Origin of the sequence: Citricoccus sp. I39-566 (genome assembly GCF_031432995.1) — a bacterium.
GTDB classification, from domain to species: Bacteria; Actinomycetota; Actinomycetes; order Actinomycetales; family Micrococcaceae; genus Citricoccus; species Citricoccus nitrophenolicus_A.
This window is the reverse complement of record NZ_CP133842.1, coordinates 1,612,713-1,638,616: the sequence shown is the minus strand read 5'-3', so window position 1 is coordinate 1,638,616 and position 25,904 is coordinate 1,612,713. Positions and strand designations below refer to the sequence as shown.

22 protein-coding genes and 1 pseudogene are annotated in these 25,904 nt (G+C 69.4%); 16 read left to right on the top strand and 7 right to left on the bottom strand.

What is annotated here, in order from left to right:
• Positions 1–82: 82 nt before the first annotated feature.
• Positions 83–1,486 (bottom strand): NAD(P)H-quinone dehydrogenase, encoded by a 1,404-nt coding sequence (locus RE421_RS07570; RefSeq protein ID WP_309816771.1) that lies wholly within the window; start codon positions 1,484–1,486, stop codon positions 83–85.
• Positions 1,487–1,635: 149 nt separating this feature from the next.
• On the opposite strand from RE421_RS07570, the gene RE421_RS07565 reads away from it, so the two are divergent.
• The 5 genes from RE421_RS07565 to RE421_RS07545 all read left to right on the top strand — a co-directional run bounded on the left by RE421_RS07565 (position 1,636) and on the right by RE421_RS07545 (position 6,274).
• A complete protein-coding gene (locus RE421_RS07565; RefSeq protein ID WP_309817184.1) occupies positions 1,636–2,442 on the top strand; it encodes a purine-nucleoside phosphorylase in 807 nt (268 codons plus the stop codon).
• A 20-nt stretch (positions 2,443–2,462) separates the two neighbouring features.
• On the top strand, positions 2,463–4,196 hold the full coding sequence (locus tag RE421_RS07560) for a phospho-sugar mutase (RefSeq protein WP_309816769.1): 1,734 nt from the start codon (positions 2,463–2,465) through the stop codon (positions 4,194–4,196).
• Positions 4,197–4,205: 9 nt separating this feature from the next.
• Entirely contained in the window at positions 4,206–4,865 is a 660-nt protein-coding gene (gene deoC, locus RE421_RS07555; RefSeq protein WP_309816766.1) for a deoxyribose-phosphate aldolase, read from the top strand.
• 69 nt (positions 4,866–4,934) lie between these two features.
• A complete protein-coding gene (locus tag RE421_RS07550) occupies positions 4,935–5,207 on the top strand; it encodes a hypothetical protein (protein ID WP_309816764.1) in 273 nt (90 codons plus the stop codon).
• Positions 5,208–5,287: 80 nt separating this feature from the next.
• Positions 5,288–6,274: an acyltransferase gene (locus RE421_RS07545; RefSeq protein ID WP_309816761.1), complete on the top strand. Its 987-nt coding sequence runs from the start codon at positions 5,288–5,290 to the stop codon at positions 6,272–6,274.
• A 17-nt stretch (positions 6,275–6,291) separates the two neighbouring features.
• On the opposite strand, the gene RE421_RS07540 is transcribed toward RE421_RS07545, so the two are convergent.
• Both RE421_RS07540 and mfd read right to left on the bottom strand, forming a co-directional pair.
• Positions 6,292–6,987 (bottom strand): hypothetical protein, encoded by a 696-nt coding sequence (locus RE421_RS07540; RefSeq protein WP_309816758.1) that lies wholly within the window; start codon positions 6,985–6,987, stop codon positions 6,292–6,294.
• A gap of 106 nt (positions 6,988–7,093) precedes the next feature.
• On the bottom strand, positions 7,094–10,786 hold the full coding sequence (mfd, locus tag RE421_RS07535) for a transcription-repair coupling factor (protein WP_309816755.1): 3,693 nt from the start codon (positions 10,784–10,786) through the stop codon (positions 7,094–7,096).
• Between the two features lie 119 nt (positions 10,787–10,905).
• Here mfd and RE421_RS07530 point away from each other — a divergent pair, with 119 nt between their 5' ends.
• From RE421_RS07530 to RE421_RS07480, 11 genes and pseudogenes are all read left to right on the top strand, one after another.
• Positions 10,906–11,412 (top strand): DUF2505 domain-containing protein, encoded by a 507-nt coding sequence (locus RE421_RS07530; protein ID WP_309816752.1) that lies wholly within the window; start codon positions 10,906–10,908, stop codon positions 11,410–11,412.
• Positions 11,413–11,794: 382 nt separating this feature from the next.
• A pseudogene (locus tag RE421_RS07525) lies at positions 11,795–12,016 on the top strand (integrase core domain-containing protein); the annotation flags it as partial.
• 770 nt (positions 12,017–12,786) lie between these two features.
• A complete protein-coding gene (locus RE421_RS07520; RefSeq protein WP_309816749.1) occupies positions 12,787–13,215 on the top strand; it encodes a GtrA family protein in 429 nt (142 codons plus the stop codon).
• Positions 13,212–13,349 (top strand): hypothetical protein, encoded by a 138-nt coding sequence (locus RE421_RS07515; protein ID WP_309816747.1) that lies wholly within the window; start codon positions 13,212–13,214, stop codon positions 13,347–13,349. The genes RE421_RS07520 and RE421_RS07515 overlap by 4 nt, the downstream gene beginning before the upstream one ends.
• Positions 13,340–14,494 carry a glycosyltransferase family 2 protein gene (locus RE421_RS07510; RefSeq protein ID WP_309816744.1) on the top strand — a complete coding sequence of 385 codons (1,155 nt, stop codon included), beginning with the start codon at positions 13,340–13,342 and terminating at the stop codon, positions 14,492–14,494. The genes RE421_RS07515 and RE421_RS07510 overlap by 10 nt, the downstream gene beginning before the upstream one ends.
• 15 nt (positions 14,495–14,509) lie before the next feature.
• Positions 14,510–14,665 carry a hypothetical protein gene (locus RE421_RS07505; RefSeq protein ID WP_309816741.1) on the top strand — a complete coding sequence of 52 codons (156 nt, stop codon included), beginning with the start codon at positions 14,510–14,512 and terminating at the stop codon, positions 14,663–14,665.
• 5 nt (positions 14,666–14,670) lie between these two features.
• Complete coding sequence (locus RE421_RS07500; protein ID WP_309816739.1) at positions 14,671–15,504, top strand: polysaccharide deacetylase family protein; 834 nt, start codon at positions 14,671–14,673, stop codon at positions 15,502–15,504.
• Positions 15,501–16,976, top strand: coding sequence for a hypothetical protein (locus RE421_RS07495; protein ID WP_309816737.1), 1,476 nt, complete (start codon positions 15,501–15,503; stop codon positions 16,974–16,976). Before RE421_RS07500 ends, RE421_RS07495 begins: the two co-directional genes overlap by 4 nt.
• Before the next feature lie 407 nt (positions 16,977–17,383).
• Entirely contained in the window at positions 17,384–19,765 is a 2,382-nt protein-coding gene (locus RE421_RS07490) for a galactose oxidase early set domain-containing protein (RefSeq protein ID WP_309816734.1), read from the top strand.
• The gene (locus RE421_RS07485) at positions 19,762–20,283 is read left to right on the top strand and encodes a hypothetical protein (protein WP_309816731.1); all 522 of its coding nucleotides are present in this window, start codon (positions 19,762–19,764) and stop codon (positions 20,281–20,283) included. The genes RE421_RS07490 and RE421_RS07485 overlap by 4 nt, the downstream gene beginning before the upstream one ends.
• 39 nt (positions 20,284–20,322) lie before the next feature.
• Positions 20,323–21,456 (top strand): glycosyl hydrolase family 18 protein, encoded by a 1,134-nt coding sequence (locus RE421_RS07480; RefSeq protein WP_309816729.1) that lies wholly within the window; start codon positions 20,323–20,325, stop codon positions 21,454–21,456.
• A 53-nt stretch (positions 21,457–21,509) separates the two neighbouring features.
• Here the strand turns inward: RE421_RS07480 and RE421_RS07475 are convergent, their stop codons facing one another.
• From RE421_RS07475 to glmU, 4 genes are all read right to left on the bottom strand, one after another.
• Positions 21,510–21,830 carry a VCBS repeat-containing protein gene (locus tag RE421_RS07475; RefSeq protein ID WP_309816726.1) on the bottom strand — a complete coding sequence of 107 codons (321 nt, stop codon included), beginning with the start codon at positions 21,828–21,830 and terminating at the stop codon, positions 21,510–21,512.
• A gap of 54 nt (positions 21,831–21,884) precedes the next feature.
• Complete coding sequence (galE, locus tag RE421_RS07470) at positions 21,885–22,859, bottom strand: UDP-glucose 4-epimerase GalE (RefSeq protein WP_309816722.1); 975 nt, start codon at positions 22,857–22,859, stop codon at positions 21,885–21,887.
• Between the two features lie 53 nt (positions 22,860–22,912).
• Positions 22,913–23,893 carry a ribose-phosphate diphosphokinase gene (locus tag RE421_RS07465; protein ID WP_309816719.1) on the bottom strand — a complete coding sequence of 327 codons (981 nt, stop codon included), beginning with the start codon at positions 23,891–23,893 and terminating at the stop codon, positions 22,913–22,915.
• 76 nt (positions 23,894–23,969) lie between these two features.
• Positions 23,970–25,496: a bifunctional UDP-N-acetylglucosamine diphosphorylase/glucosamine-1-phosphate N-acetyltransferase GlmU gene (gene glmU, locus RE421_RS07460; protein ID WP_309816716.1), complete on the bottom strand. Its 1,527-nt coding sequence runs from the start codon at positions 25,494–25,496 to the stop codon at positions 23,970–23,972.
• Positions 25,497–25,904: the final 408 nt, after the last annotated feature.

Sequence of the window (25,904 nt, the reverse complement as noted above, 5' to 3'; positions counted from 1 at the left end):
GTGCCGGGCCGGCGTCGTTCTCCTCGTTTTGAGGGCAGGAATCACTAGTGATTCCTGCCCTCAAAACGCTGGGGTCAGGCGATCAGAGGTAGACGTGCAGGCGGCGGGCCGCCTCGGAGATCGACCCGGAGATGGAGGGGTAGACCGTGTAGGTGTTGGCCAGGTCGTCCACGTGCAACTTGTGGCTGACCGCCAGGGCGATCGGATAGATCAGCTCGGAGGCACGCGGGGCCACCACCACGCCGCCGATCACGGTGCCGGAGCCCTTGCGGGCGAAGATCTTCACGAAGCCGTGCGTGACGTTCTGCATCTTGGCCCGGGGGTTGGTGGCCAGGTCCAGCTTGAGGATGTCCGCCTGGTACTTGCCGGAGGCCACCTGGGCCTCGGTGACACCCACCGTCGCGATCTCCGGGGACGTGAAGATGTTTGAGGCCACCAGGTGCGGCTGGAAGGGCTTGACCGCGTCCCCCATCAGGTGGGCCACGGCGACGCGCCCCTGCATGGCGGCCACAGAGGCCAGGGCGAAGACGCCGGTGCAGTCCCCCGCGGCGTAGATGCCCGGCGCGGAGGTGCGGGAGACGCCGTCCACCGCGATGTGCCCGGACTCAGTCAGCTCCACCCCGGCCTCCGCCAGGCCCAGGTCCGCGGTGTTCGGGATGCCGCCGACGGCCAGCAGGCAGTGGCTGCCCTCGAGCACGCGGCCGCCGGAGAGCTGGACGCGCACGCCGTTCTCGGTGCGCTCCACGGACTCGGCGCGGGTCTTGCCGACCACGTTCACGCCGTCCTCCACGAAGGCGTCCTCCAGCACGGAGGCCGCATCCGGGTCCTCGCCCGGCAGGACCCGGTCTCGCGAGGAGACCAGGGAGACCCTGGCGCCGAGCTGGTTGTAGGCGGAGGCGAACTCCGCACCGGTCACCCCGGACCCGACCACGATCAGGTGCTCGGGCACCTCGGTCAGGGAGTACACCTGGGTCCAGTTGAAGATGCGCTCCCCGTCCGGCATGGCGGTGGGCAGTTCGCGGGGGCTGGCCCCGGTGGCGAGGAGGATGTTCTCGGATTCGATGGTCTCGGTGCCGTCGGCGGTGACGGCCTCGACCGTGGACGGACCGGCCAGGCGGCCGTGGCCGATGACCACCCGCACGCCGACCCGCTCCAGGGCGCGGTGGATGTCCCGGGACTGCTCGGCGGCCAAGTCCAGCAGCCTCTGATTGACCACGGTCATGTCCGCGGAGGCCGGCCGGTCGCCGACGTCCACGCCCAGCCCGGGGGCCCGCCCGGCACGCCGCATGGAGTCCGCCGTGGCGATCAGGGTCTTGGAGGGGACCACGTCCGTCAGCACGGCGGACCCACCCATGCCCTTGGACTCGACGACGGTCACCTGCGCCCCGAGCTTCGCGGCCACCATGGCCGCCTCGTAGCCGCCGGGGCCACCGCCGATGATGGTGAGGGAGGGACGGGGACGCGAGTGCAGGGGGGTGGAGGTCACGCCCCCATTCTGGCACGCGGCACCTCCGGGCCGAATGCGCCGCAGCCACCGTGCGCCCGCCTTCTCCACCTCACGTTCTCCACCCCTCTAAGCTGAGGAGCGTGACTGACACTGACTCCTCCGCCACCGGGTCCCCGCAGGACTCCCCCCTGACCGGCGACCATCCCGGCTTCGCCGAGGCCCGCCAGGCCGCCGCCGCCCTCGCCGAGACCACGGGCGTGGCCCGGCACCGCATCGCCGTGGTGCTGGGCTCCGGCTGGGGCGGCGCCGCCGAGCTGATCGGCGAGACCACCCGCACCGTCCCCACCGCCGAGCTGCCCGGCTTCGCCGCGCCCTCGGTGCCCGGCCACAACCCGACGGTGCGCTCGGTGCGCCTGAAGGACGGATCGCAGGCCCTCGTCTTCGGCTCCCGCACCCACTATTACGAGCACCGCGACGCCGGCGCCGTGGCCCACACGGTGCGCACCGCGGCCGCCGCCGGCGCCGAGACCGTGGTGCTGACCAACGGCTGCGGCTCCCTGGTGCCCGAGTGGGGCCCGGGCACCCCGGTGCTGGTGGCCGACCACCTCAACCTCACGGGCGCCACCCCGCTGGTCGGCGCCGAGTTCGTGGACCTCACGGACCTGTACTCCCCGCGCATCCGGGCGATCGCCCGCGAGGTGGACCCGTCCCTGCCCGAGGGCGTGTACGCCCAGTTCCCCGGCCCCCAGTACGAGACCCCGGCCGAGGTCCGCTACGCCAAGGCCATCGGCGGCGACCTGGTGGGCATGTCCACCGCCCTGGACGCGATCGCCGCCCGGCACGCCGGCCTCGAGGTCTTCGGCATGTCCCTCGTGACCAACGCCGCCGCGGGCTTCAGCGGCGAACCCCTCAGCCACGACGAGGTCGTCCAGGCCGGGCGGGACGCCGGCCCGCACATCTCCGCCCTGCTGGCCGGCATCATCGACCGCATCTGACACCCCGGAGAGGCACCCTCGTGACTGACACCCAGGAACTCGATCCCGCGCTGCTGGCCGCCGCCGTGGAGTGGGCCCGCCAGGATCCCGACGACGGCGACCGTGCGGTCCTCGAGGCCGAGATCGCCGCCGCGCAGGGCGGGGACGGCGCGGCCGCCGCGTCGCTGGCCTCCCGCTTCGCCGGCCCCCTGGCCTTCGGCACGGCCGGCCTGCGCGCCGAGGAGGGCCCCGGCCCGGCGCGCATGAACCGCGCCGTGATCCGGCGCACGGCCGCCGGACTGGCCGACTACCTGCTCGGGCGCCTGGACAGCGCGGGCCGCCGCCCGCGCGTCGTGGTGGGCTATGACGCCCGCCGCGGCTCGAGGACCTTCGCGCTGGACTCCGCGGCCGTCTTCACGGCCGCGGGAGTGGAGACGATCCTGCTGCCGGCCGCCCTGCCCACCCCGGTGCTGGCCTTCGCGGTGCGGCACACGGACGCGGACGCCGGCGTGATGGTCACGGCCAGCCACAACCCGCCGGCGGACAACGGCTACAAGGTGTACCTGGGCGGGCGGATGACGGACGAGGCTGGCCGCGGAGCCCAGATCACCGCCCCCAGCGACCGGGAGATCGCCGCGTGCATCGACCACGAGGCCCCCGTGGACTCGATCCCGCTGGCGGAGAGCGGCTGGACGGTGGCGGAGCGGGGGGTCGCGGCCTCCTACCGGCTGGCGGCCTGCCGGGTGCTCAACCCCGAGAAGACCGCCCACCGGCGCCTGAACGTGGTCTACACGCCGCTGCACGGGGTCGGCGGCACGGTGCTGCCGGACCTCTTCGAGGACGCGGGATTCGCTCGGCCGTACACCGTCCCGGAGCAGGCCGAGCCGGACCCGACCTTCCCCACCGTCGCCTTCCCCAACCCGGAGGAGCCCGGAGCCCTGGACCTCGCGCTGGCCGCGGCCCGTCAGCGGGGGGCGGACCTGGTGATCGCCAACGACCCCGACGCCGACCGGCTGGCCCTCGCTGTCCCGGACCCGGCCGCGGAGGGTTCCGACGGTGGCTGGCGGATGCTCACCGGTGACGAGGTCGGCGTGCTGCTGGGCCGCCACCTGATGGGCCGGCTGCGGCCGGCGGGCGCCGTGGTGGCGAACTCCGTGGTGTCCTCCCGCCTGCTCTCCCGCGTGGCGGCCGAGGAGGATGTGCCGCACGAGACCACCCTGACCGGGTTCAAGTGGATCGCCCGGGTGCCGGGGCTGGGCTTCGGCTACGAGGAGGCCCTCGGGTACTGCACCGCGCCGGACTCGGTGCGGGACAAGGACGGGATGACGGCGGCGCTCGTGGCGGCGGAACTGGCCGCGGAGCTGGCCGACCAGGGCCGGACCCTGCTGGACGCGCTGGACGAGATCGCGCTGCGGTTCGGCGTCACCGCCACCGGCCAGCTCTCGGTGCGGGTGGCGGACCTGTCCCTGCTGGACTCCATGATGACCCGGCTGCGGCTGGACCCGCCGGCCGCGCTGGCGGGACATCCCGTGGTGGAGGCCGTGGACCTGACCCAGGGCCACCGCGGGCTGCCGGGCACCGACGCGCTGATGTACATCACGGCGGACGACTCCCGGGTGATCGTCCGGCCCTCCGGGACCGAGCCCAAGCTCAAGTGCTACCTCGAGGTGGTCCGGCCGGTCTCCGCCGCCGCGGACCTGCCCGGGGTCCGGGCGGACGCCGCCGCCGCCCTGGCCGAGCTCTCCGCGTCCATCGGCGCGGCCCTGGGACACTAGGCTGGAGGCATGGACACCGCCGAGCTCGCGAAGTACATCGACCACACCCTGCTCAAGCCGCAGGCCTCCCGTGAGGACATCCTGGCGCTGTGCGCCGAGGCCGCCGAGGCGCAGGTGAAGAGCGTGTGCGTGAACCCGGTGTGGGTGCCCACCGTGGCCGAGGCCCTGGCCGGCTCGGGCGTGCTGACGTGCACCGTCATCGGCTTCCCCCTCGGGGCCACCACCACGGCGGCCAAGGTCGGCGAGACGCGGGACGCCGTGGCCCACGGCGCCCACGAGGTGGACATGGTCATCGACATCGCCGCCGCCCTGGCCGGGGACCGCGAGGCCCTGGTGGAGGACATCCGCGCCGTGGCGGAGGCCGCCCATGAGGGGGAGGCGATCCTCAAGGTCATCATCGAGACCTGCCTGCTGGATGACGCCGCCAAGGAGCTGGCCTGCGGCGCCGCCGTGGCAGCCGGCGCCGACTTCGTGAAGACCTCCACGGGGTTCTCCACGGGTGGGGCCACCGTGGCGGACGTGGCCCTGATGCGCCGAGTGGTGGGCCCCGAGGTGGGGGTCAAGGCCTCCGGCGGGGTCCGCACCCGCCAGGACGCCCTCGACATGATCGCCGCGGGCGCCACAAGGATCGGTGCCAGCTCTGCCCTTGCTATCCTGAAGGCCAGCTAGATACCCGCACCAACGCACCACGGGCACCCGCCGACGCACCGGCCGGTGCCACCGCATGAGGAGACACACGTGATTGTTAACGGCAAGCCGACGAACCACTCGGGCCAGGGACGCTTCTGGGGCAACCTGCTGATGACCGCGGTGTGCTTCCTGCTCTTCCTGGGATGCCTGTACGCCATGGGCTGGTGGAGCCTGGAGAGCGTCTGGATCCCGGGCGGCATCGCCATGGTGCTGGCCGTGCTCACCTACCTCATCCCGCAGCAGCTGCTCGGCCGCAGCGATTCGGTGGACCACGAGGCCATCCACGTGGAGGCCACCGGTTCCCACCGCGCGGGCCACTGATCCCTGAGGGTCGCCCTATCCCCCACATCAACACCTCTGCCGCCCAGACGCTGAGGCAACGTCCACGCCGGAACACCGGCGTGGACGTTCTGCGTATCGTCTCCATCGTGGCCGTGGTGGCCGGCCACTCCTACGGCCCCCGGCTGGTGGGCAGCGAGTACCTGGAGATCTGGCGGATGCCGCTGTTCTTCTTCCTCACCGGCTACTTCTGGACCCGGGGCCGGGCCTTCGGCCACGAGGTGCAGGCCCGGTGGCGAACCCTGGCGGTGCCCTACCTGATCTGGGCCGTCATCATGAGCGTGGCCGCCTGGGCCTGGACCCGGGACACCCCCGGCGAGTTCTGGCCCCTGATGGCCAACGGCTGGTACGGCGGCTCGGACCAGACCCCGCCGTGGTGGGCGTTCTGGTTCATCTCCGTGCTGTTCTTCGTGACCCTGCTGCGCCGGTTCCTCGAGCGCTTCCCCGTGGCCGTGGCCTGGGGCATCGCCGTGCTCGGCCTGGCCCTGTCCCTACTCCCGGACGGGCCGATCGGCCGCACCCCGCTCGGGGCGGGACTGGCCCTGCCGTGCCTGTTCTTCGTGCTGGCCGGCGAGTTGTTCCGGTACTCGATCCAGCCCCGTATCAGGCGGAACCGTGCCCTGATCGGGGCCGTGTGCGTGGCCGTCGGGCTGCTGGCGGTGACGCTCGGCGTGGAACCGCTGAACATCAAGTTCTCCGGCTTCGGGGACTTCCTGCTCACCCCGGTGGTGGGGGCGTTGACCGCGGCCGGGTTCGTGCTGGTCTTCGGCACCGTGGTGAACCGCCTGGCGCAGGGCGCCGCCCGGCCCGTCAACGCGCTCGTGCGGACCGGCACCGTGGTGGTGCTGTTCCACGGCTGGCTGCTGCAGACCCTCGTGGATGTGGGGATCCTGGACGACGGCGCCAAGTTCGTCCTCACCGTGCTCATCAGCTGGGCCGTGGGGCTGGCCCTCAACGCCACGCCCCTCGCGCCCTGGCTGTCCGGGGTGCCGGCGCCGGACTGGTGGACCCGCTGGCGCGCCCGCCGGCAGGCTCAGGCGGTCCGCTAGGGGGCCGCCGTCGCCGCTCAGCCGGCGTCTCCGCGCAGCACGTCCACGTGCACGTGGTCGAGGTGGCGCAGGATCTCGTTGCCGGGGTCAGCGGCCTCGTAGTCCCGCCACTGCCCCCGTGCACCGTGGGCGCTCCAGATCCGGTCGTCGAAGATGACGTACTGGACGTCCAGGTCCCCGGCATGGGCGACGAGCCAGTGGGCCAGCAGCCACCCCTCGCGCCGGTTCTCCTCGGCCACCGGGCGGAAGAAGACGTCAATGGCGCGCCCCTCGTAGTGCGTCGACCCCTCTTGGTGCCCCTGGTCGATGCCACCCGGTTCGAACCCGCCCAGGCTCAGGTCACCGAACACCTCGGCCATCGACGTCCGCAGCCGCTCTGCCCGCGGTGTCAGGCCGGTGCCGGTCGGTTGCTGGACCGGCAGGTCACCGGCCGCTGAGCCGCGGCAGGTCAGGCTCGCTCCAGCATCCGCGGGCGGGCCCTCGGCCAGCCGCTGCAACACCACCTCGTCGAGGCCGGAGGTGTCCGGTGCCTCCATCCCGCGGGCGGAGAGCGCCACAGCGGTCGTGGCCAGCTTCGCCTCGTCGCGGTCGAGTCCGACCTCCCCGTCCGAGGTCTGGACCGTGCACTCCGGGTTCCATCGCAGCGGGCCCTCCCCCGTCCCCAGGCCGTTGAGCAGGCCCTGCCCGAGGAGCACCAGCGCACCAGCGGCCAACCCGAGCAGGAGAAGTCCCCCCAACGGCCGTGGGCGGCGGTGCCGGCGCCCAGGAGTCTCCTCGATGGTCATCACCGGTCACACCCTGCAAGCACCACGCACCGCCCTACGGTGCCGCGGTGTCCGGCAGGAAGATCGCCTTCAGCACCTGGGCGGCCCAGTCCAGCAGGGGCAGGTCCACGAGGTCCTTGCCGCCCACGGGGGCCGTCTTGGGCCTCGGGATCAAGGCGGCCTTGAGGGCCGGCTTCACGGAGGCACCCTTGTACATGCGCTTCAGGCGCATCTCCCGTGACTCGGGCAGCTCCGCCGGGCCGAACTTCACGTTCGGGCCCATCAGCATCACCTCGGTGACGCCGGCGGCGCGGGCCGCGTTGCGGAAGCGGGCCACGGCCACGAGGTTCTCGGCGGCCTCCGGCAGCTCGCCGTAGCGGTCCCTGAGCTCCTCCACCACGGCGTCCACCGCCGCGTCGTCATTGGCCTGGGCCAGGTTGCGGTAGGCCTCCAGGCGCAGTCGCTCCCCCGGCACGTAGTCGTGCGGCAGGTGGGCGTTGACGGGCAGCTCCACCTTGACCTCGGCCGGGGCCGTGTCCTGATCGCCCTTGAAGTCCGCCACGGCCTCCCCGACCATGCGCAGGTAGAGGTCGAAGCCGACCCCGGCGATGTGCCCGGACTGCTCCCCGCCCAGCAGGTTGCCGGCGCCGCGGATCTCCAGGTCCTTCATGGCCAGCTGCATGCCGGAGCCGAGCTCATTGTGCGCGGCCACGGCCTTGAGCCGCTCCAGGGCGGTCTCGTTCAGGGACTTCTCCGGGTCGTAGAGGAAGTAGGCGTAGGCCCGGTCCCGGCCGCGGCCCACGCGCCCGCGCAGCTGGTGCAGCTGGCTCAGCCCGTAGGCGTCGGCGCGGTCGATGATCAGGGTGTTCGCGTTGGCGATGTCCAGGCCGGTCTCGATGATGGTGGTGGACACCAACACGTCGAACTTGCGCTCCCAGAAGTCCACCATGACCTGCTCGAGCCGGGCCTCGCCCATCTTGCCGTGGGCCACCACCACGCGGGCCTCGGGCACGAGCTCGCGGATCTCGGCGGCCACCTTGTCGATGGAGGAGACCCGGTTGTGCACGAAGAACACCTGGCCCTCGCGCATCAGCTCGCGGCGCACGGCCGCGGTGACCTGCTGGTTGGTCTTGGGCCCCACGTAGGTCAGCACGGGGTGGCGCTCCTCCGGCGCGGTGGCCAGGGTGGAGGTCTCCCGGATGCCGGTCAGGGACATCTCCAGGGTGCGCGGGATGGGGGTGGCGGACATGGAGAGCACGTCCACGTTGGTGCGCATCGTCTTCAGCGCCTCCTTGTGCTCCACGCCGAAGCGCTGTTCCTCGTCCACGATCACCAGCCCGAGGTCCTTGAACTGGACCTCCTTGGAGAGCAGCCGGTGGGTGCCGATCACCACGTCCACGGAGCCCTCCGCCATCCCGTCCAGGGTCTCCTTGGACTCCTTGGCGTTCTGGAACCGGGACAGCGGCTTGACCCGGACGGGGAAGCCAGCGAACCGCTCGGTGAAGGTCTCCGTGTGCTGGCGCGCCAGCAGCGTGGTGGGGACCAGGACGGCCACCTGCTTGCCGTCCTGCACGGCCTTGAACGCCGCTCGCACCGCCACCTCGGTCTTGCCGAAGCCCACGTCCCCGGAGATCAGCCGGTCCATGGGCACGGCCGCCTCCATGTCCTGCTTCACCTCGTTGATGGTGGTCAGCTGGTCCGGGGTCTCGATGAACGGGAAGGACTCCTCCAGCTCCCGCTGCCACGGGGTGTCCGCGGCGAAGGTGTGGCCGCGGGAGGCCATCCGCGCCGAGTACAGGCGGATCAGCTCGCCGGCGATCTGTTTGGTGGCCCTCTTCGCCTTGGACTTGGTGGAGGCCCAGTCGGAGCCGCCCATCTTGGACAGGCTCGGTGCCTCCCCGCCCACGTACCGGGAGATCTGGTCCAGCTGGTCCGTGGGGACGAACAGCCGGTCCCCCGGGGCCCCGCGCTTGGAGGGCGCATACTCCAGCACCAGGTACTCCCGGTAGGAGTCTGCCGCCGAGCCGCCCGCACCGCCCGTGACGGATCCGGCGGCGACCTTGCGGCGCTGCAGTTCCACGAACCGGGCGATGCCGTGCTGGGTGTGCACCACGTAGTCACCCTCGGTGAGCGCCAGCGGATCCACGGCGTTGCGGCGCTTGCGCGCGAGCGTCTTGGTGGCACCCCGGGCGCCGGCCACCCGGTTGCGGCCGAACAGGTCCTGCTCGGTCAGCAGGGCCACCTTGGCGCTGGGCACGGTGAACCCGGAACCGGCGACGGCGGTCGTGATGGTCACCTGCCCGGGCTGCGGATCTCCGCCCACGGCGTCCACCACGACGGCGGGCAGTCCGGCCTCGCCGAACAGCTCGGCCAGGCGGCGGGCCGGGCCGGCGCCGTCGGTGGCGACGACGGCCTGCCAGCCGTCCCGGCACCGGCTGACGACGTGGGCGGTCATGGCGTCCACGTCCCCGGCGAACCCCTGGGGCTCGGCCAGCCCCGTGCGCAGGGCGGAGGCGTCCGGCAGCAGCTCGACGTCCGTGCCGAGGCTGGTCAGCTGCCACCAGCCCTGGAAGCGGTGCTGGGCGGCGGTGCGGGTCTCGGCGAGGGTGGCGAAGCCGCCAGCCCCGGCCTGGCCCTCCCCGGTGCTGAGGTCCACGGGGGCGGCGCCGCCCATGGAGGCGGTGGCCCACGCGGCCTGCAGGAACTCCTCGTTGGTGTTCAGCAGGTCGTCCGCGCGGTGGCGGATCTTCTCGGGTTCCACGAGCACGGTCAGGGAGCCGGCGGGCAGCTGGTCCACGAGGGGGACCATGCCGTCGGCCAGGATGGGGGCGAGAGACTCCATGCCCTCCACGGCCATGCCCTCGCTGATGCGCTCCAGCATGTCCACGGCGCCGGGCAGCGAGGGGATCAGCCCCTTCGCGCGGCGGCGCACGGAGTCGGTGAGCAGCAGCTCCCGGCAGGGCGGTGCGTACAGGGTGGTGGGGTGGCCGGTGCCGTCCCCCGAGGTGTCCTCCAGGGACCGTTGGTCCGCCACGGAGAAGTAGCGCATCTGCTCCACCTCGTCCCCGAAGAACTCGATGCGCAGCGGGTGGGACTCGGTGGGGGGGAAGACGTCCAGCAGCCCGCCGCGGACGGCGTACTCCCCGCGGCGGGAGACCATGTCCACGCGCGAGTAGGCCGCGTCCGCCAGGGACTGGACCACCGCGTCGAAGTCATGGTCCTCCCCCACGGCGATCCGCACCGGTTCCAGGTCTCCGAGCCCGGCGACCATGGGCTGCAGCACGGAGCGGACCGGCGCGGTCAGCACCGCCAGCGGGGGCAGGCCGTCCTCACCCGGATGGGTGAGGCGGCGCAGGATCGCCAGCCGGGTGCCCACGGTGTCCGAGCGGGGCGAGAGCCGCTCGTGCGGCAGGGTCTCCCAGGAGGGGAAGTGCGCCACGGTCGCAGGATCCATCCACGCGGCCAGGTCGGCGGCGAGGTCCTCGGACTCCCGGGAGGTGGCGGTGACCACCAGCAGGGTGGCCGGGCGGGAGAGGCCTGTGACCGGCGTCGTGCCCTGGCCGGAACCATCCGCACCGGCTCCGGCGAGCAGGGCCACCAGAGGTGCCCGGGCGCCGTCGGGCAGGGAGATCTCCAGGTCTTCCGTGCGGTCCGCTCCGGTGCGCGCGGCGGAGGTGGTGGCCGCCGCGATGGCCTCGTCCTGGAGCAGGGCGCCGAACATCCCGGCCAGCGGGTGGGGGGTCGTCATTCACCCCAGCATAGTTGCCCGTTATAGGCTCTTGACGTGGTGTCCGCCGCGGGCGGATCCACCCCGACCGACCGATCCACCGACCACCCCAGTGACAGCCGCAGAAGGAGAACCCCGCCATGGCGTTCAAGGAATCCACCACCATCTCCCACCCGCCGGCTGACGTGTTCGCGGCGCTCGTGGACGAGGCCTTCAACCGCAAGGTCACCGAGGGCCTCGGTGGTGCGCTGGTCGCGTTCGAGCGCCAGGGCGAGCTGACGGGCCCCGTCTCCGTCACCATGGTGCGCTCCGTGCCCGTCAACCGGCTGCCGGACGCGGTGCAGAAGTTCGCCGGCAAGTTCCTCGGGGACAAGCTGAGCCTGGAGCAGCACGAGACGTGGTCCGCCCCGGCCGCGGACGGCTCCCGCACCGGCCAGCTCGTGGTCACCGTGGCCGCGGCCAAGACCACCGCGACCGCCGAGCAGCTGCTGCTGCCCACCGAGGGCGGTACCGAGGTGCGCGTGACCGGGGCGGTGGAGTGCCGGATCCCCCTCGTGGGCGGCAAGATCGCCCAGGCCGGCGAGCCCCGGGTCGGAAAGGTGCTGGGGCGTCAGGCCCGCGAGGTGGCGTCCTGGCTGGGGCGGTAGCCGGCCGCTAGAGCTGATGGTCCCGCTGCGGGCCACCCGATCGACCCGTCCCGAGAGATCGGGAAGAGACGTCCGTCCCCCGATGTCCCAGTGGCACGTCCCGTGCACGACGACGGCGTCGGCCGCCATCGTTCAATACGACCCGTAGAGCGGTTCGGGGTCTCAGTGACACGGCCCGGCGCTGAGCCGACCGCTACAGGGCCCACGGCAGACCCGGCAGGCCGTCCCGGTGCCCCGATCTCGCTGGCCGGGGCACCGGAGGACGCGTTCTCTTACTACGGATGGCCCGCCGGTGGGGACCGGCCAGGATCGCCTGCCGACTCGGGCTGCGTCCGGCCACCGCGCACCGGATCCTGACCCGCTACGGGTGCGTAGCGGCTCCAGTTTCCGCTCCGCTCTGGGTAAGGGCATCAGGCACAAGCGGACCCGCCCGTACCGGCCGCAGACCGACGGTAAGGTCGAGCGGTTCAACCGGACCCTGCTCGAGGAATGGGCCTACGCTTGTCCCTACACCTCAGAGACCCAGCGGTCCGAGATGTTCGACGAGTTCCTCCACCACGAGAATCACCGACGCGGACACACCGCCCTGGCAGGAGCCCCACCCAGACCGGTTAACCAACCTGGCGAGACAGGACACCGAGGTCGCTTCAGGCGTACCGGTGCAACACCACGAACCTTCGGGCGTCGCTCATCCGCCACCGCCTGCTCGAGTCCTCCAAGATGTACTCATTGCCCACCTGCACCGGCGACTACACCTGCATGTGCATCTTACTCTGACGCCCGTCCACACGCTCCGCAGGCAATTCACTGCGTCAAGATGACCTTCACGGCCTGCATCACTGGGATTGCATCTCTGGCCTGCATCACCGCCTGTTCGGTGCTGCGCAAACACGCCTCAATCGGTCCACGACCGCGGCCCGAGTGTGCTTTCGCACGCCCAGCACACTGTCCGAACCTCGATTGAGTAGTCCGGCAAACAAGCGCGTGTCTTCAGAACGGGATACGGGTGTTGACCACGCGTGCCGGGGTTGGGGCCCGTTCCTAGAGTTTGAGCCGATGTCGCAAGCCCACAGAGTCCCGTCACTCCACTGGTCTGCAGTAGGACACCGAACGATGTCCTCCTGCATGCGGCTCACCTAGGAACGCCACCCAAGGCAGAGATGAATCACGCAGGGCTCCGAGCCGGTCAACGGGCCGGAGTCGCCGCGATCAGTACCACTCCGGGATCACCAGGGGTTGCTGGAATCACCGTCATCGAGGAGTCCGCCATTGAACCCTACCGCCGTCGCCCCACCGAGACCGCAGTCTGCCTCGGTCGGAGGATCCGCAGGATCAGCTCGAGACATCACTTCCCGCTTCCTCCGTCGTCCATCGGTGCGAAGGGTGATCACGTTCGCGTCAGTCGGCGCACTCGGTGCAGTGCTGAACCTGTTGATCATGGCAGCCCTGCTGGGGGTCGGCGCGCACTACCTCGCGGCGTCGATCGTGGCCACCGAGCTCACCATCCTGAGCAACTTCCTTCTCCATGAGCGGTTGGTGTTCCACGACCGGCTCGGGAGTCGTCCCTTCATGCACCGGCTGCTGGCGAGCTTCGGGTTCAACAACATTGAGACCCTCCTCCGGATCCCTGTGCTGATGCTCCTGGTCTCTCAGCTGCAGATCAACAGCATTGTGGCCCAAGCCGCCACGCTCGCGGTCGCCTTCGTCCTCCGCTTCGCGTTCACGTCCAGCGTCATCTATCGGAACCGCCCTGAGATCAGTCCACCCAGGACGGCTCACCGGACAGAGGAGCGGGCCGCATGACTACCGTCCCCGAGGCCATTGCCTCGAACCAGACCTCCGCTCTTCCAGAAGAGCCCCATGCCAAGCAAGTGGTGCAGAAGTTCGGCTGCGACCACTGCACCGAGTACTCACACGAAGGATCGTCGTGCAACTGACAGTTAAAGCACCCACCGACCAAGACACCACCCCGGCCTCAGCGACAGCCGAGGCGGCAGGCTTGGACCTTTCCGGCCTGGACCGACCGGGGCCGCGGATTATTTCCCTCATCCCGGCGCACAATGAGGAAGAGGGGATTGTCAAGACCGTTCGCAGTCAGTTCGCTCAGTCCATTCAGCCGGCTCTGGTCATCGTCATGGCGGACAACTGCACGGATGACACCGTCCAGCTGGCCCGTGAGGCCGGCGCGCAAGTGGTGGAGACCATCGGCAATACGGCAAAGAAGGCGGGGGCTCTCAACCAAGGGCTCGCGCTGGTCATGCCGTTGCTCGAGGACGAGGACTACATCCTCGCTCAGGACGCGGACGGCGAGCTCAGCACCGACTTCATCAAGAACGCCCTGTGGGCTTTCGACGTCAAACCGAACCTGGGCGGCGTCTCCGGCTGCATCGTGGCCCGCACGCCCACGAACTTCATCGAGCGGGCTCAGGCCATCGAGTATGCCCGCGGAACCAGGCTCATGGGACGGCAAGGCGGCAAGGTCCATGTCCTATCCGGAGCCGCAGCCGTGTTCCCGGTGCATGCCTTCCGAGCCATTGCCTCCGCGCGCGGGAAATCATTGCCCGGCGCGGCCGGCACCGTCTACATGGAGGACTCACTCACCGAGGACTACGAGCTGACCCTGGCCATCAGGCATCTGGGCATGGACTGCACCAGCACGAGCCGTTGCCCGGTGGTCACCGACATCATGCCGACGATCCAGATGCTCGAGATTCAGCGTCTGCGCTGGTACCGGGGCGCCATGGAATCACTCTGGCTGTACGGATGGAACAGGATCACCCGCCTCACCTGGGGAGGCGTGGCCTTCACCTTCTTCTCCTCGTTGCTCTTCCCGATGGCCCTTCTGGCGCTGGTCCTCAGCTGGCTCCTGTGGGACGTCGCACCGAACCCCTTGTACTGGTTCCTCCTGCCCATCTTCATGGCGGAGAACATCGTCGTGGCCGTCCGCCTCAAGGACAAACCCTCTTTGCGGACGGCCATCCTCTTCGTCCCCCTGTGGGTCTACGACAACGCCATGTTCATCGTCTACTGGCGGGCCTTGTTCAATGCCGTGCGCCGCAACGCGCGCGTCTGGATCACCTGAGGGGAGGGAAGAGAAATGTACGGAGCAACAGAGAATGTCGCCGCTTCAGGCGTAGCAGCCACCGCACTTGCCGCGACTGGCCTGGACGTGTTCTGGATCATCGTCTCCGGTGTCGCCTTCATCATGGCAGGCATCGTCTTGACACGACTGAGGCCCAAGGAGGAGTTCTGAGGATCATGGCGGCCTCGGACATCGAGGCCGCCATATCCCCGGAGAGAGTCACCATGCGCAAACGCACCACCACCGTATCCCTCGCCGCGCTGGCCACCCTGGTCTTGACCGGATGCAGCAGTACCACCACGGTCCATCCCACCCCGATCCCCCGAGCGGAAAGTACGGTCCAGGCCGTGGACGTCGATCACCTCCCCGAGCTCAACGCCCCGGCGACCTGCAGCGGGTACGTCGCGCTGACGTTCGACGACGGCCCCACTCAGGTCACGAAGGACCTGCTGGACATCCTCGGCCACTACGACGTGCCAGCGGCCTTCTTCAACCTCGGCTTGCAGGAGAAGAAGATGCCGGAACTCGTCGAGCGGCAGATCCGGGAAGGCCATCAGGTAGGCAACCACACGATGACGCACCCCGAACTCCTGACCATCCCATTGGACGAGGCCCTGGACGACATCGACGCGGCGACCGTGGTCCACCGCGATCTGGTGGACCACAGCTACACGCTGTTCCGTCCGCCCTACGGCGGTACCAACCAAGAGATACGGAAGGGCGCCGAGGAGCGAAGCATGACGGAAGTCCTGTGGACTGTCGATTCCAAGGACTACGAGGCTGCCTCCGCCGAACAGGTGATCGAGCAGTCTCAGGGCATGACCGACGGCGGCATACTCCTCATGCACGACGGCAAGCCGCCGACCGTGGAGGCGCTACCCCAGATCATCCGGTCTTACTACGACCAGGGGCTGTGCTTCGGCCAGGTCACTACGGTCGACGAAGAATTGCCCTCCAACATAGGCACCACCCATCGCGCGCGTGCAACCGAGCAGGAAGCCAAACCATGAGCACCATGACCCTGACCCGACCAGAGGCCACGCAGGTCGACCTTGCGGAACGGAGTCCGAGACGACGTCTCAGGCTCAAGAGACACTGGGTCCTCCTGGGGATCGTCGTTGCCTACGTGGCGATACTGGCGATCCGATTGCGCAACACCGCCTTCATCGACGAAGCGCTGTACATCAACGCAGGTCATTCCTATCTCGCCCACTGGTTCGACGGGCAGCCGCTGGGCGACGCCGGCGCGTTCTTCTCCGGGCTACCCACGCTCTACCCGGTCCTGGCCGCTCTGCTGGATTCGATGGGCGGGCTCTATCTGGTCAGGGTCTTCAGTCTGACGTGCATCCTGAGTGCGGCATTCCTGATGTACAGCACGGCGCGGCACCTCTGGGGCCAGCGGGGCGGCCTCCTGACCGCGGCCACCTTCCTGCTGTCCGGCCCGGTGGTCTACATGGGTTGGCTTGGAACCTTCGACGCCCTCGTCATCGCCATGCTCGCCCTGGGGTTGTGGGTCGGGTTGACCCGTTCGGGAATCCCCTCAGCGGTCCTGCTGGCTGCAGTGCTCACGCTAGCCGCGCTGACCAAGTACACCGCTGGGGTCTTCATACCTGTGGTTCTGGCCGCCACTCTGGTCTTCGGCACGAGGGGGATGCTCCGCGCGGGCATTGCCACGGGGGCCGTAGTCGCTTCGTTGGCCACCGTGTGGATGTTCTGGGGCGCGGACATCGGCCGCGACCTCGCATTCACCACCACCGAGCGTCAGGCACTGTCCCCCACCGGAACGGGCGAACTCCTGGGACTCCTCACCGATCACCTGGGACTCCTCATCCTCCTCGCCGCCCTCGCACTGTTCCTGATGTTCCGCGAGAGAGGGTGGCGGTTGCCCGTCCTGGGCCTCGGCCTGGTGCTGGCCTCGATGATGCTGCCCATCGGCCAGATGATCCTAGGAGAGGCCGTCTCCTTCGAGAAGCACCTCGCCTATTCCGTGCTGATGCTCTCCCTGCCGATCGGCTGGAGCTTGGCGCGCGTCTCCCGCTATCCGCTGATGGTCACACCCGTGGTCCTCACGATCATGATCATGGCATTGTTCCCCCTCGTCCGAGCGGACTCCATGTACCGCTGGCCCAACGTGGCCGGCGTGGTCGAGGCGATCAGTTCCGACCCACAGCCGGGCCTGTACATCAGCTCAGCCACAGACTCGATCGACTACCACACCCGGGCGATCCCCGACGTCTCGTGGGAGACCACCTTCGAGCTCTATTACGGCGGTGAAGACGCTGTCCGGGATGCCGTGAAGAACGAGCGCTACCAGTCGGTGATCCTCCGAACATCCAGTGTGGGGAATGCAGAGCAGGACGGGCTCCAGGCAGTGTTCCTGGAGGCTCTAGACAGCAGCCCGTCCTATTCGCTGTCCTTCGAACCGTTCCCCGCGTCCCCCCACAACCCGGATGACCGCTGGCTCATCTATTCCCGCCATTGAACCACCACCACCGATGCATCAAGGAGTGCGGCCGAGTGAAGCAGAAGAAGAAGTCCAGAAGGCTACTCGCCATGGCGATCGTGATCGGCACTGTCAGCATGGGCGGGGTGAGTTCGGCGGTGGCGGCCCCTTGTGTGTGGGGTACACAGTGCGTTGCGGTCACCATGCCCGCGCCCGCTGGGGGATCGAAGCTCAGCGGCGACGTCGAACTCGAGGCCACCGCTCGTGTCACACAAGCCTCGAGGGGACCCATCGTCAAGGTGGAATGGTGGTTATACCACCCCGACTTCACCCGGCAGGTGCCGGAGAACGGAGAGGGAAAAATCCTTCTCGACGAGGCCACCGCCCCGTCCAGCGGCAGTACGAGCAATGGGACGTGGCGTGGCGAGTGGAAGGTCTCCCAGCGGATGACCACCCGTGACGGAGCCTATGAGCTCCCCGGCACCCGGACCTACACGCTTCCCGACTCCCCCGGATACAAGATCGAGGCCCATGTACTGGACGAGGAATGGGTCCGGACCTGGGGAGGCCCTCCCGGGCGTAGCGACGCGGCGGACGTCACCCTGGAATTCGGCGGGGCCACGCCGTCGCCGACCCCCACCCCGACGGCCACGCCGACGGCGACACCCACCGCCACGCCCACTGCGACGCCGACACCGGTCCCGGACGGCCACGTCCGCATCGGCACCGCCACCCGCAAGCTGGACGGCACCAACGTCTACCGCAGCACCGACCAGCTCATCAGGTACACCGGGACCAAGAGTCCCGCGAACCCCTACGGCATCGAGGTCGCGGTGGACCGGGACGGCAAGATCACCGCCATCTCACGCTACGAGGCGGGGATGGACATCCCGCCCGGGGGTTATGTGCTGTCCGGTCACGACGCCTCCGGGGCGTGGCTGACCACGCATGCCGAGGTGGGGGAGCAGGTCCAGCTGGGCGGGACCTCAACGTCTCCGTCGCCCACGCCCACTCCCACGCCGACTACGACGCCCACGACTCCGCCTGCCTCCGACGAGCTGCAGATCGGGTCGGCTCGCCGCGCCCTGGACGGGACGAACATCCCCCGAGCCGCCGACTTCCTAGTGCGCTACACCGGCACCAAGAGCCCGGCGAATATGTGGGGCACGGAGGTCGCCGTCGGCAGCAACGGCAGGATCACCTCGGTGAGCAAGCGCAAGGAGGGCATGGCCATCCCCAGCGGCGGCTACGTACTGTCCGGACACGGTGCCTCCGAGCGGTGGCTGGAGGCCAACGCTCCCGTCGGTGCACAGGTGACTCTGCCGGGCGGAACCACGCCCGTGCCGTCGCCCACCCCGACGACCACGCCGTCACCGACCGACCCGCCGGAGACCGGGCTGGCGGCCACCGGCCGGTGGTCGGTCCAGGACAATCCGCTGCCGTCCCGGGCCATCCACTCGACGCTGCTGAGCGATGGCCGGGTGCTGTTGCTGGCGGGGTCCGGCAATGACACCGGCGACTTCGACGCCGGCACCTTCAAGAGCGCGGTGTGGAACCCGGATGACGGGACCTACAAGGAGATCCCCGTCCCTTACGACATGTTCTGTGCCGGTCACGTCACTCTGCCGGACGGGCGGGTGCTGATCAGTGGTGGCACCGAGGGCTATGCCGGGCACAAGAACGCCGTCGGGTACGTGGGGTCCAAGAAGTCCTACATCTTCGATCCCGCCGATGATAGCTACTCGGCGGTGAACGACACCATCGAGGGGCACTGGTACCCGACGTTGACGAAGCTGGAGTCCGGCAACATCTGGTCGGTCGGCGGCTATGACAATCGGGACGGAAAGGCCAAGGTCTCGACGGCCGTCGAGATGTTCGACTCGAGGGCGGAGAAGTGGCTGCCGGCCTCGGCGACCACCCAGACCAATCGGTACTGGGGCACCTATCCGCACTTCTTTCTCATGGCCAACGGCAACCTGTTCTTCACGGGCGGCTACACGTTCGGCTCCTCGCCGTCCTCCACGGGATCGGTCATCCACGACTGGCGCAACGGCACCAGCGGAGACGTCCCGGGCCTGCGTGACCGGCAGCTGCGAGACCAGGCCAGTTCCGTGCTGCTGCCGCCGGCTCAGAACCAGACTTTCATGATCGCCGGCGGCGGATCGACCGACCGCGGTGGGGCTACGAACAGCGTGGACCTCATCAACCTCAACTCGGACACCCCCGCCTGGGTGCCGGGACCGAGTCTGCCCGGGCCGGAGGGCCGGATGTACGTCAACCTCTCCACGCTGCCGGACCGGACCGTCCTCGCCTCCAATGGCAGCACCGGGCCGCGCGCGGGCAACGTGCTCCGGGCGGCGAACTACAATCCGGCGACCAACGAGTGGACGTCCGTGGCGGAGGATCCCATCGGCCGTAACTACCACTCGTCCTCCCTGGTCCTGATGGACGGCCGGGTCGCGGTCTTCGGCTCCAATCCGGCCGACGGCTCCTTCGAGATGAAGGTCTCGGTCTACGAGCCGGGATACCTGTTCAAGGGGGATCGCCCCACCATCACGCAGGCCGCCGGGAACGTCGGATACGGTGACACCTTCGACCTGGGCGTGACCGGTGAGGTGGTGAGCGCCTCACTCACGGCCGTGGGCTCAGCTACCCACCAGACGGATACGAACGCGCGGCTGGTGGACCTGCCGATCAGCGGTTCAGGTGAGACCCGCCGGGTCAGCGTCCCGTCCAATCCCGCTCTCCTCCCGCCCGGGCCGTACATGCTCACGGTCCTGGACGCTGACGGGGTCCCCTCGGTCGCCAAGATGGTGAACGTCCGATGAGAACCCAGCGTGCCGCACTCGCCATGGCAGGCATACTGCTGTTGCTGACGGGATGCGCTGAGCCCTCGGCGACGGCGGGAACCACAGCCGATCAGGTTCCGGTGGAGGCACCGGACGCACGCCCGGATGCTGAAGTCGACGAGGCCAACGTGCCGATCGCCGCGGTCGCCCCTGAAGCGCAGGAGGTCAACGAGCCCGAGCCGGAACAGGCCGGAGGCATCAAGATGACCTCGGACCAGGGCAAAGGGTTGGACCCCGACGATGTGTCCGACACGGCCATGGCCGGTGGATGCGTGCCGGGCTATGGCGCAGGAGGGGTCTGTCTGCCGCCTGTCCCTCCGCGGCTTGCGAAAGAGCATGCCGGCCACGCGGGGATGAGCGGCATGGAGATGGCCACATTCTACAACTGCAATGACGTCCGGGACCTCATCCCCCGGGGCATCGAGACGGTCGGAGACCCACTCGGGCTCGACTCCAACGGCGACGGAATCGCCTGCGGGAAGGGCGACGACATCTGATATCCGTGAGAGACCAGGAAGGGCGGCAGGGTCCGGCTCATGATTACCCGACGCTCCTTCCTCTATGGCGTGGCCTGGACGGCGGGGGTCCTGCGTACGGCGCCGCACCCTGAAGACCATGAGGTTCAGGGGCCGCGGCGCCACGGAGACCTTCGCCACCAGCCCGTCCCAGCGGGCTACCCCTACGACCAGAGCATCCCGGAGTTCAGGAGCAACATCATGGTTCCCCTTCCACGGCGAGTGGTCGCCGGATACTGGACGTCCTGGGGCTCCCCCCTCCGGCTGACCGAGATTCCCACGCAGTACAACACGGTGTTCCTCTTTCACGCCACTCCCGTCGGAGGGGCTCCCGGAACTACCGGAGCCGTCCAGTGGAACGCTGTCGGAGATGGACGTGGAGCGGCTACCCATTTCATCGAGGATCTCGCCGAGTTCCGCAGGAACCGGACAGCGATCCTCACCGTCGGCGGCTCACGCCAGCACGTCGACCTGTCCACCTGGCCCCGCGCCCAGACGTTCCTGGACAGTATCAAGCGCATCCATGCCGACCTCGGCGGATTCGACGGTCTCGATTGGAACACCTACGAGGGTGAGCAGCAGCCCAACACCGACCAGATGATCTGGGTCTCTCAGCAGCTCAAGGCCACGTACGGCCACAGCTTCGCGATCACCAGTCCGCCCGCTCCGTGGCGTCCTGCAGATGTCAGGCACTGCAAGGCAATGATGGACGCGGGAGTCCTGGACTTAGTCAGTCCGCAGTATTACGACGGTCCCGGGCTGGCCGATGAGGCCTACATCGTCGAATCCGTCAACGAGTGGGTGGCTGCCATGGGTGACTCCAGCCGCGTCGGCGTCGGCGTCGGCGTGGCAAGCGCGGCGAACTACTCCACCCATGCCGCCGTCGAGAGAGCATGGAAAACCTTGGCCACTCGTCATCCCCAGCTTCGGGGCGCGTTTAACTGGAACCTTCCGACTGACGAAGGTATGGGCTGGCCCTTTGCCAACTACGTGGGTCCCCTGGTGATGAGCTTGGCCCCGCCGGACACCATGCCGCCCTTGATCGTTCCGCCTATCATCCCGATTTTCGCGCCCACCCCTCGGCATGACAATACCGAGACAGCTGAGGTCTCGACCTCTGATGTAGCCGAGCATCCCGGCGTCACTGGCAAGTAAGGGGGCCAGCGCACGCAACGGAAACCGCGCGTGGGCTGGATCCCGGATACCCCTCACTCCGTGGCGTTGCGGAGAACCGCCACGTCACCCGAATGCCAGTTTGCCGTCAACAGTTCCACGATTCCATCGGCGTCGAGATCAACCGCATGCACGGCAAACGGCGTCAGGCCAACCGGAACGCTCAGCGGGTCCCCGTATCCACCCTCACCGTTTCCTAGGAGCACCGTCAGCGAGGTCGCCACCGATCCGGCAGGGTAATTGCCATGGGTGTTGGCTGTGACGATGTCGAGGTCCCCGTCCCCGTTCAGATCCGTGACGGTGGCTGCCTTCGCTGTGGTCGTCGAGGTCCTCAGGGGTGCCGGTGCCGCTGACAATCCATCCGTGAAGCCGTACCCAACGCCGGCGGTCCAACCGTCGGGGTACCCGTATCAGCTCTTTGCGCGGTCTCCGGCCTGCCGGGCGCTCCAGGCCGAGGCCACCATGTCCCGCACGGAGTGCCGCATGGTCCAGCCCAGGTCCCGGGCGGCCAGGGAACCGTCCGCGACGATCCGCGCCGGATCCCCCGGGCGTCGATCCCGCACTTCAGGGGTGAAGTCGATCCCGGTCACCGCGGCCATCGCGTCCATGATCTCCCGCACGCTCGTCCCGGCCCCGGAACCCAGGTTGTAGACCGGCTCCACGGACTCCCCCGCCGCCAACCGACGCGCCGCGGCCACATGCGCCGCCGCCAGATCGGCCACGTGGACGTAGTCCCGCACGCACGTGCCGTCCGGCGTCGGGTAGTCACCGCCATTAATCTGCGGGGTCCGGCCGGCCACCAACGCCTCGAACACCAACGGGAAGAGATTGTGCGGACTCGTGTCCGCGATGCGGTCCGTGCCCGAGCCCACCACGTTGAAGTAGCGCAACGAGGTGTGCCGCAGCCCCACCGCCCGCCCCTGGTCCGCCAGCAGCCACTCACCGATCAGCTTGGACTCCCCATAGGGAGACTCCGGCACCGTGGCACTGGCCTCCGTCACCAGCTCGGCCTCCGGCGTGCCGAACGTCGCCGCCGAGGAGGAAAACACCAGGTTCCCCACGCCGGCACCCTCCATCGCCTCCAGCAGGCTCACCATCCCGGTGACGTTGTCCCGGTAGGCGCGCAGCGGCCGCCTGACGGACTCGCCGGCGTACTTGTACCCCGCGATGTGCACCACCCCGGCCACCGGGTACCGCGCGAACGCCCCCTCCAGGGCGGCCCGGTCGTTCAGGTCCGCCTCGACCAGGGGGACATCATCCGGCACGAAGCCGCGGTGCCCGCTGGAGAGGTTGTCCACCACCACCGTCTCCAGACCCACGGCCCGGAAGGCCTCCACCACATGCGCACCGATATAGCCGGCCCCGCCGGTCACCATCCACGTCATGGACGTAGTGTAGGCGCGGCGCGGAGGGACGGCGGGACCGGAGGCGGGCCGGCTCAGGCGTGGCCGTCGAACAGGCTCGTGACGGAACCGTCCTCGAAGACCTCGCGGATGGCGCGGGCGATCAGCGGGGCGATGGACAGGATGGTCAGGGACTCGAACTGCTTCTCCGCCGGGATGGGCAGGGTGTTGGTCACCACCACCTCGCGGGCGCCGGACTCGGCCAGGCGCTGGGCGGCCGGGTCGGAGAACACGGCGTGGGTGGCGGCGATGATGACGTCCTTGGCGCCGGCCTCCTTGAGCACGCGCACGGCGCCGGCGATGGTGCCGCCGGTGTCGATCATGTCATCGATCAGCACGCAGGTGCGGCCCTCCACCTGGCCGACGACCTGCTTGGAGACGGCCTGGTTGGGCACGGTGAGGTCCCGGGACTTGTGCACGAAGGCCAGCGGGGCGCCGCCCAGGCGCTCGGCCCACTGCTCGGCCACCCGCACGCGGCCGGTGTCCGGGGAGACCACGGTGAGCTCCTCGCCCTCGGTCTTGGTGCGGATGTAGTCGCTCAGCAGTGGCACGGCGAACAGATGGTCCACCGGGCCGTCGAAGAAGCCCTGGATCTGGGCGGTGTGCAGGTCCACGCTCATGATGCGGTCGGCGCCGGCGGTGCGGTACATGTCCGCTACGAGGCGGGCGGAGATGGGCTCGCGGCCCCGGCCCTTCTTGTCCTGGCGGGCGTAGGGGTAGAACGGCGAGACCACGGTGATGCGCTTGGCCGAGGCGCGCTTGAACGAGTCCAGCATGAGCATCTGCTCCATGAGGTGGTTGTTCAGCGGGGCGGGGTGGGACTGCAGCACGAAGATGTCCTTGCCGCGCACGGACTCCCCCGAGCGGACGTAGATCTCCCCGTTGGCGAAGTCGTAGGCGCTCATCGGCAGCAGCTCGGTGCCGAGTTCCTCGGCCACCTGCGCCGCCAGCTCGGGGTGTGCCCGGCCGGCGGCCAGAACCAGCTTCTTCTCGCTGTGCTGGGTGATCTCGTTCATGTGTACGTCCTGATTCTCGGTGGGGTGGCCGGCCGGTGGGGTCTGGAGGGAGGGAAAGGTGAGGTGGACACCGGGCTCAGGCGCCGGCGTCGGGCGTCTCCGTGGTGTCCGGATGGCCCAGGCGGGCCTGGGCGGCGGCCTCGGCCGCGGGGGAACCGGGGCGGCGGTCCTCGACCCAGCCCTCGGCGTTGCGCTGCGGGGCCACGGTCAGGGCCAGCGCTCCGGCCGGGACGTCCTTGCGGACCACGGCGCCGGCGCCGGTGTAGGCCCCGTCGCCGACGCTGACGGGCGCGATGAACACCGTGTTGGAGGAGGTGCGCACGTGGCTGCCGATCACGGTGCGGTGCTTGTTCACGCCGTCATAGTTGGCGGTGATGTTGCCGCAGCCGATGTTCGTGTACTCGCCGATCTCGGCGTCCCCGGCATAGCCGAGGTGGGACAGCTTCGAGCCGCGGCCGATCACCGTGTTCTTGGTCTCGTAGAACGCCCCGATCTTGCCCTGCTCGCCCAGCACGGTGCCCGGGCGCAGGTAGGTGAAGGGCCCGATGCCGGCCCGGTCGCCGATCACGGCCCCGCTGGCCTGGGTGCGGGTCACGGTGGCGCCGATGCCGACCCTGGTGTCCACGAGCGTGGTGTCCGGGCCGATCACGGCGTCCTCGCTGATGTGCGTGGAGCCCTGCAGGTGGGTGTTGGGCAGGATGGTGGTGTCCGGCTCCAGCGTCACGGTGGAGTCGATCCACGTGGTGGCCGGGTCCTGGACGGTGGTGCCGGCGCGCTGGTGGCGCTCGATGGTGCGGCGGTTCATCTCGGCGCCGAGCTGGGAGAGCTGGACGCGGTCGTTGGCGCCCTCCACCTGCCACTGGTCCGTGGTGGTCACCGCGGCGACGCGGCCGCCGGCGGCGTGGGCGATCTGCAGGACATCGGTCAGGTACATCTCGCCCTGGGCGTTGTCCGTGGTGACCTGGGCCAGCGCGGTGGTCAGCACGGCGCCGTCGAAGGCGTAGATGCCGGAGTTGACCTCGTTGACCTGCCGCTGGGCGTCCGTGGCGTCCTTGTGCTCCACTATCCCGGCCACGGAGCCGTCCGTGTCCCGCAGGATCCGGCCGTAACCGGTGGGATCCGCCAGGAGGGCGGTCAGCACGGTGACCGCGTTGGAGTCGGCCTCGTGGGTCTGCACCAGTTCGGCCAGCAGCTCGGTGGTCAGCAGGGGGACGTCCCCGTAGGTGACGACCACGGTTCCGGAGATGCCACCGGCGGCCGGCGCGGCAGCGAGGGCCTCGAGCCCGCACTGCACGGCCCGACCCGTGCCCGGCACCTCGTCCTGGTCCGCGATGACCGGGGTGGTGCCCAGGGACTCGGACAGGGACAGGATGTGATCGGCCACCAGGTCCCGCTGGTGCCGGACCACGGCCACCAGTTCCCGGGGATTCAGGGCGGCGGCCGCGGCGAGTGCGTGGCCGATCATGGAGGCCCCGCCGATCTGGTGCAGGATCTTGGGGGTCTTGGACTTCATCCGCGTTCCCGCGCCGGCGGCGAGGACGATGACTGCTGCCGGTGCCGCCGGTCCGGTCGGCCCTGCGGGTGTCACGGGGGATTCGGTCAAGGATCTGCACTCCTGCTTCGATCGTCCGGTGTTGGCGCACCGAGAGGTGGTTAACCGCCGCGGGCCAGTCTAGACCGTCGGGTGGGAGCGGACCGAACCGGAAACCCCGCACGAAGTCGAATGTGGGTAACGCGGACGGGTTCCCCTCAGGTGGCCGTGGTCGCCCGGCGGTGGAGGTCCTGAACTGCGCCAAGGCCGGGCCACCGATCGATCCTGTTCCTCATCTGGTGGCGCAGAAACCTCCTCGCCGTCAGCGCGTCCGAGGAGGCAGTCCGCGCACTCGGTCTGGCGGACGTGCGCTGGACGCGTTCGAAGAAGTCCAATTGGCGTTCGGCGGCGCCGGTCAGGCTGAAGCGCTCACGGGCCACCCGAAGGGACAACTCCGCCCGCCTGCGGCGCTCACCTGGA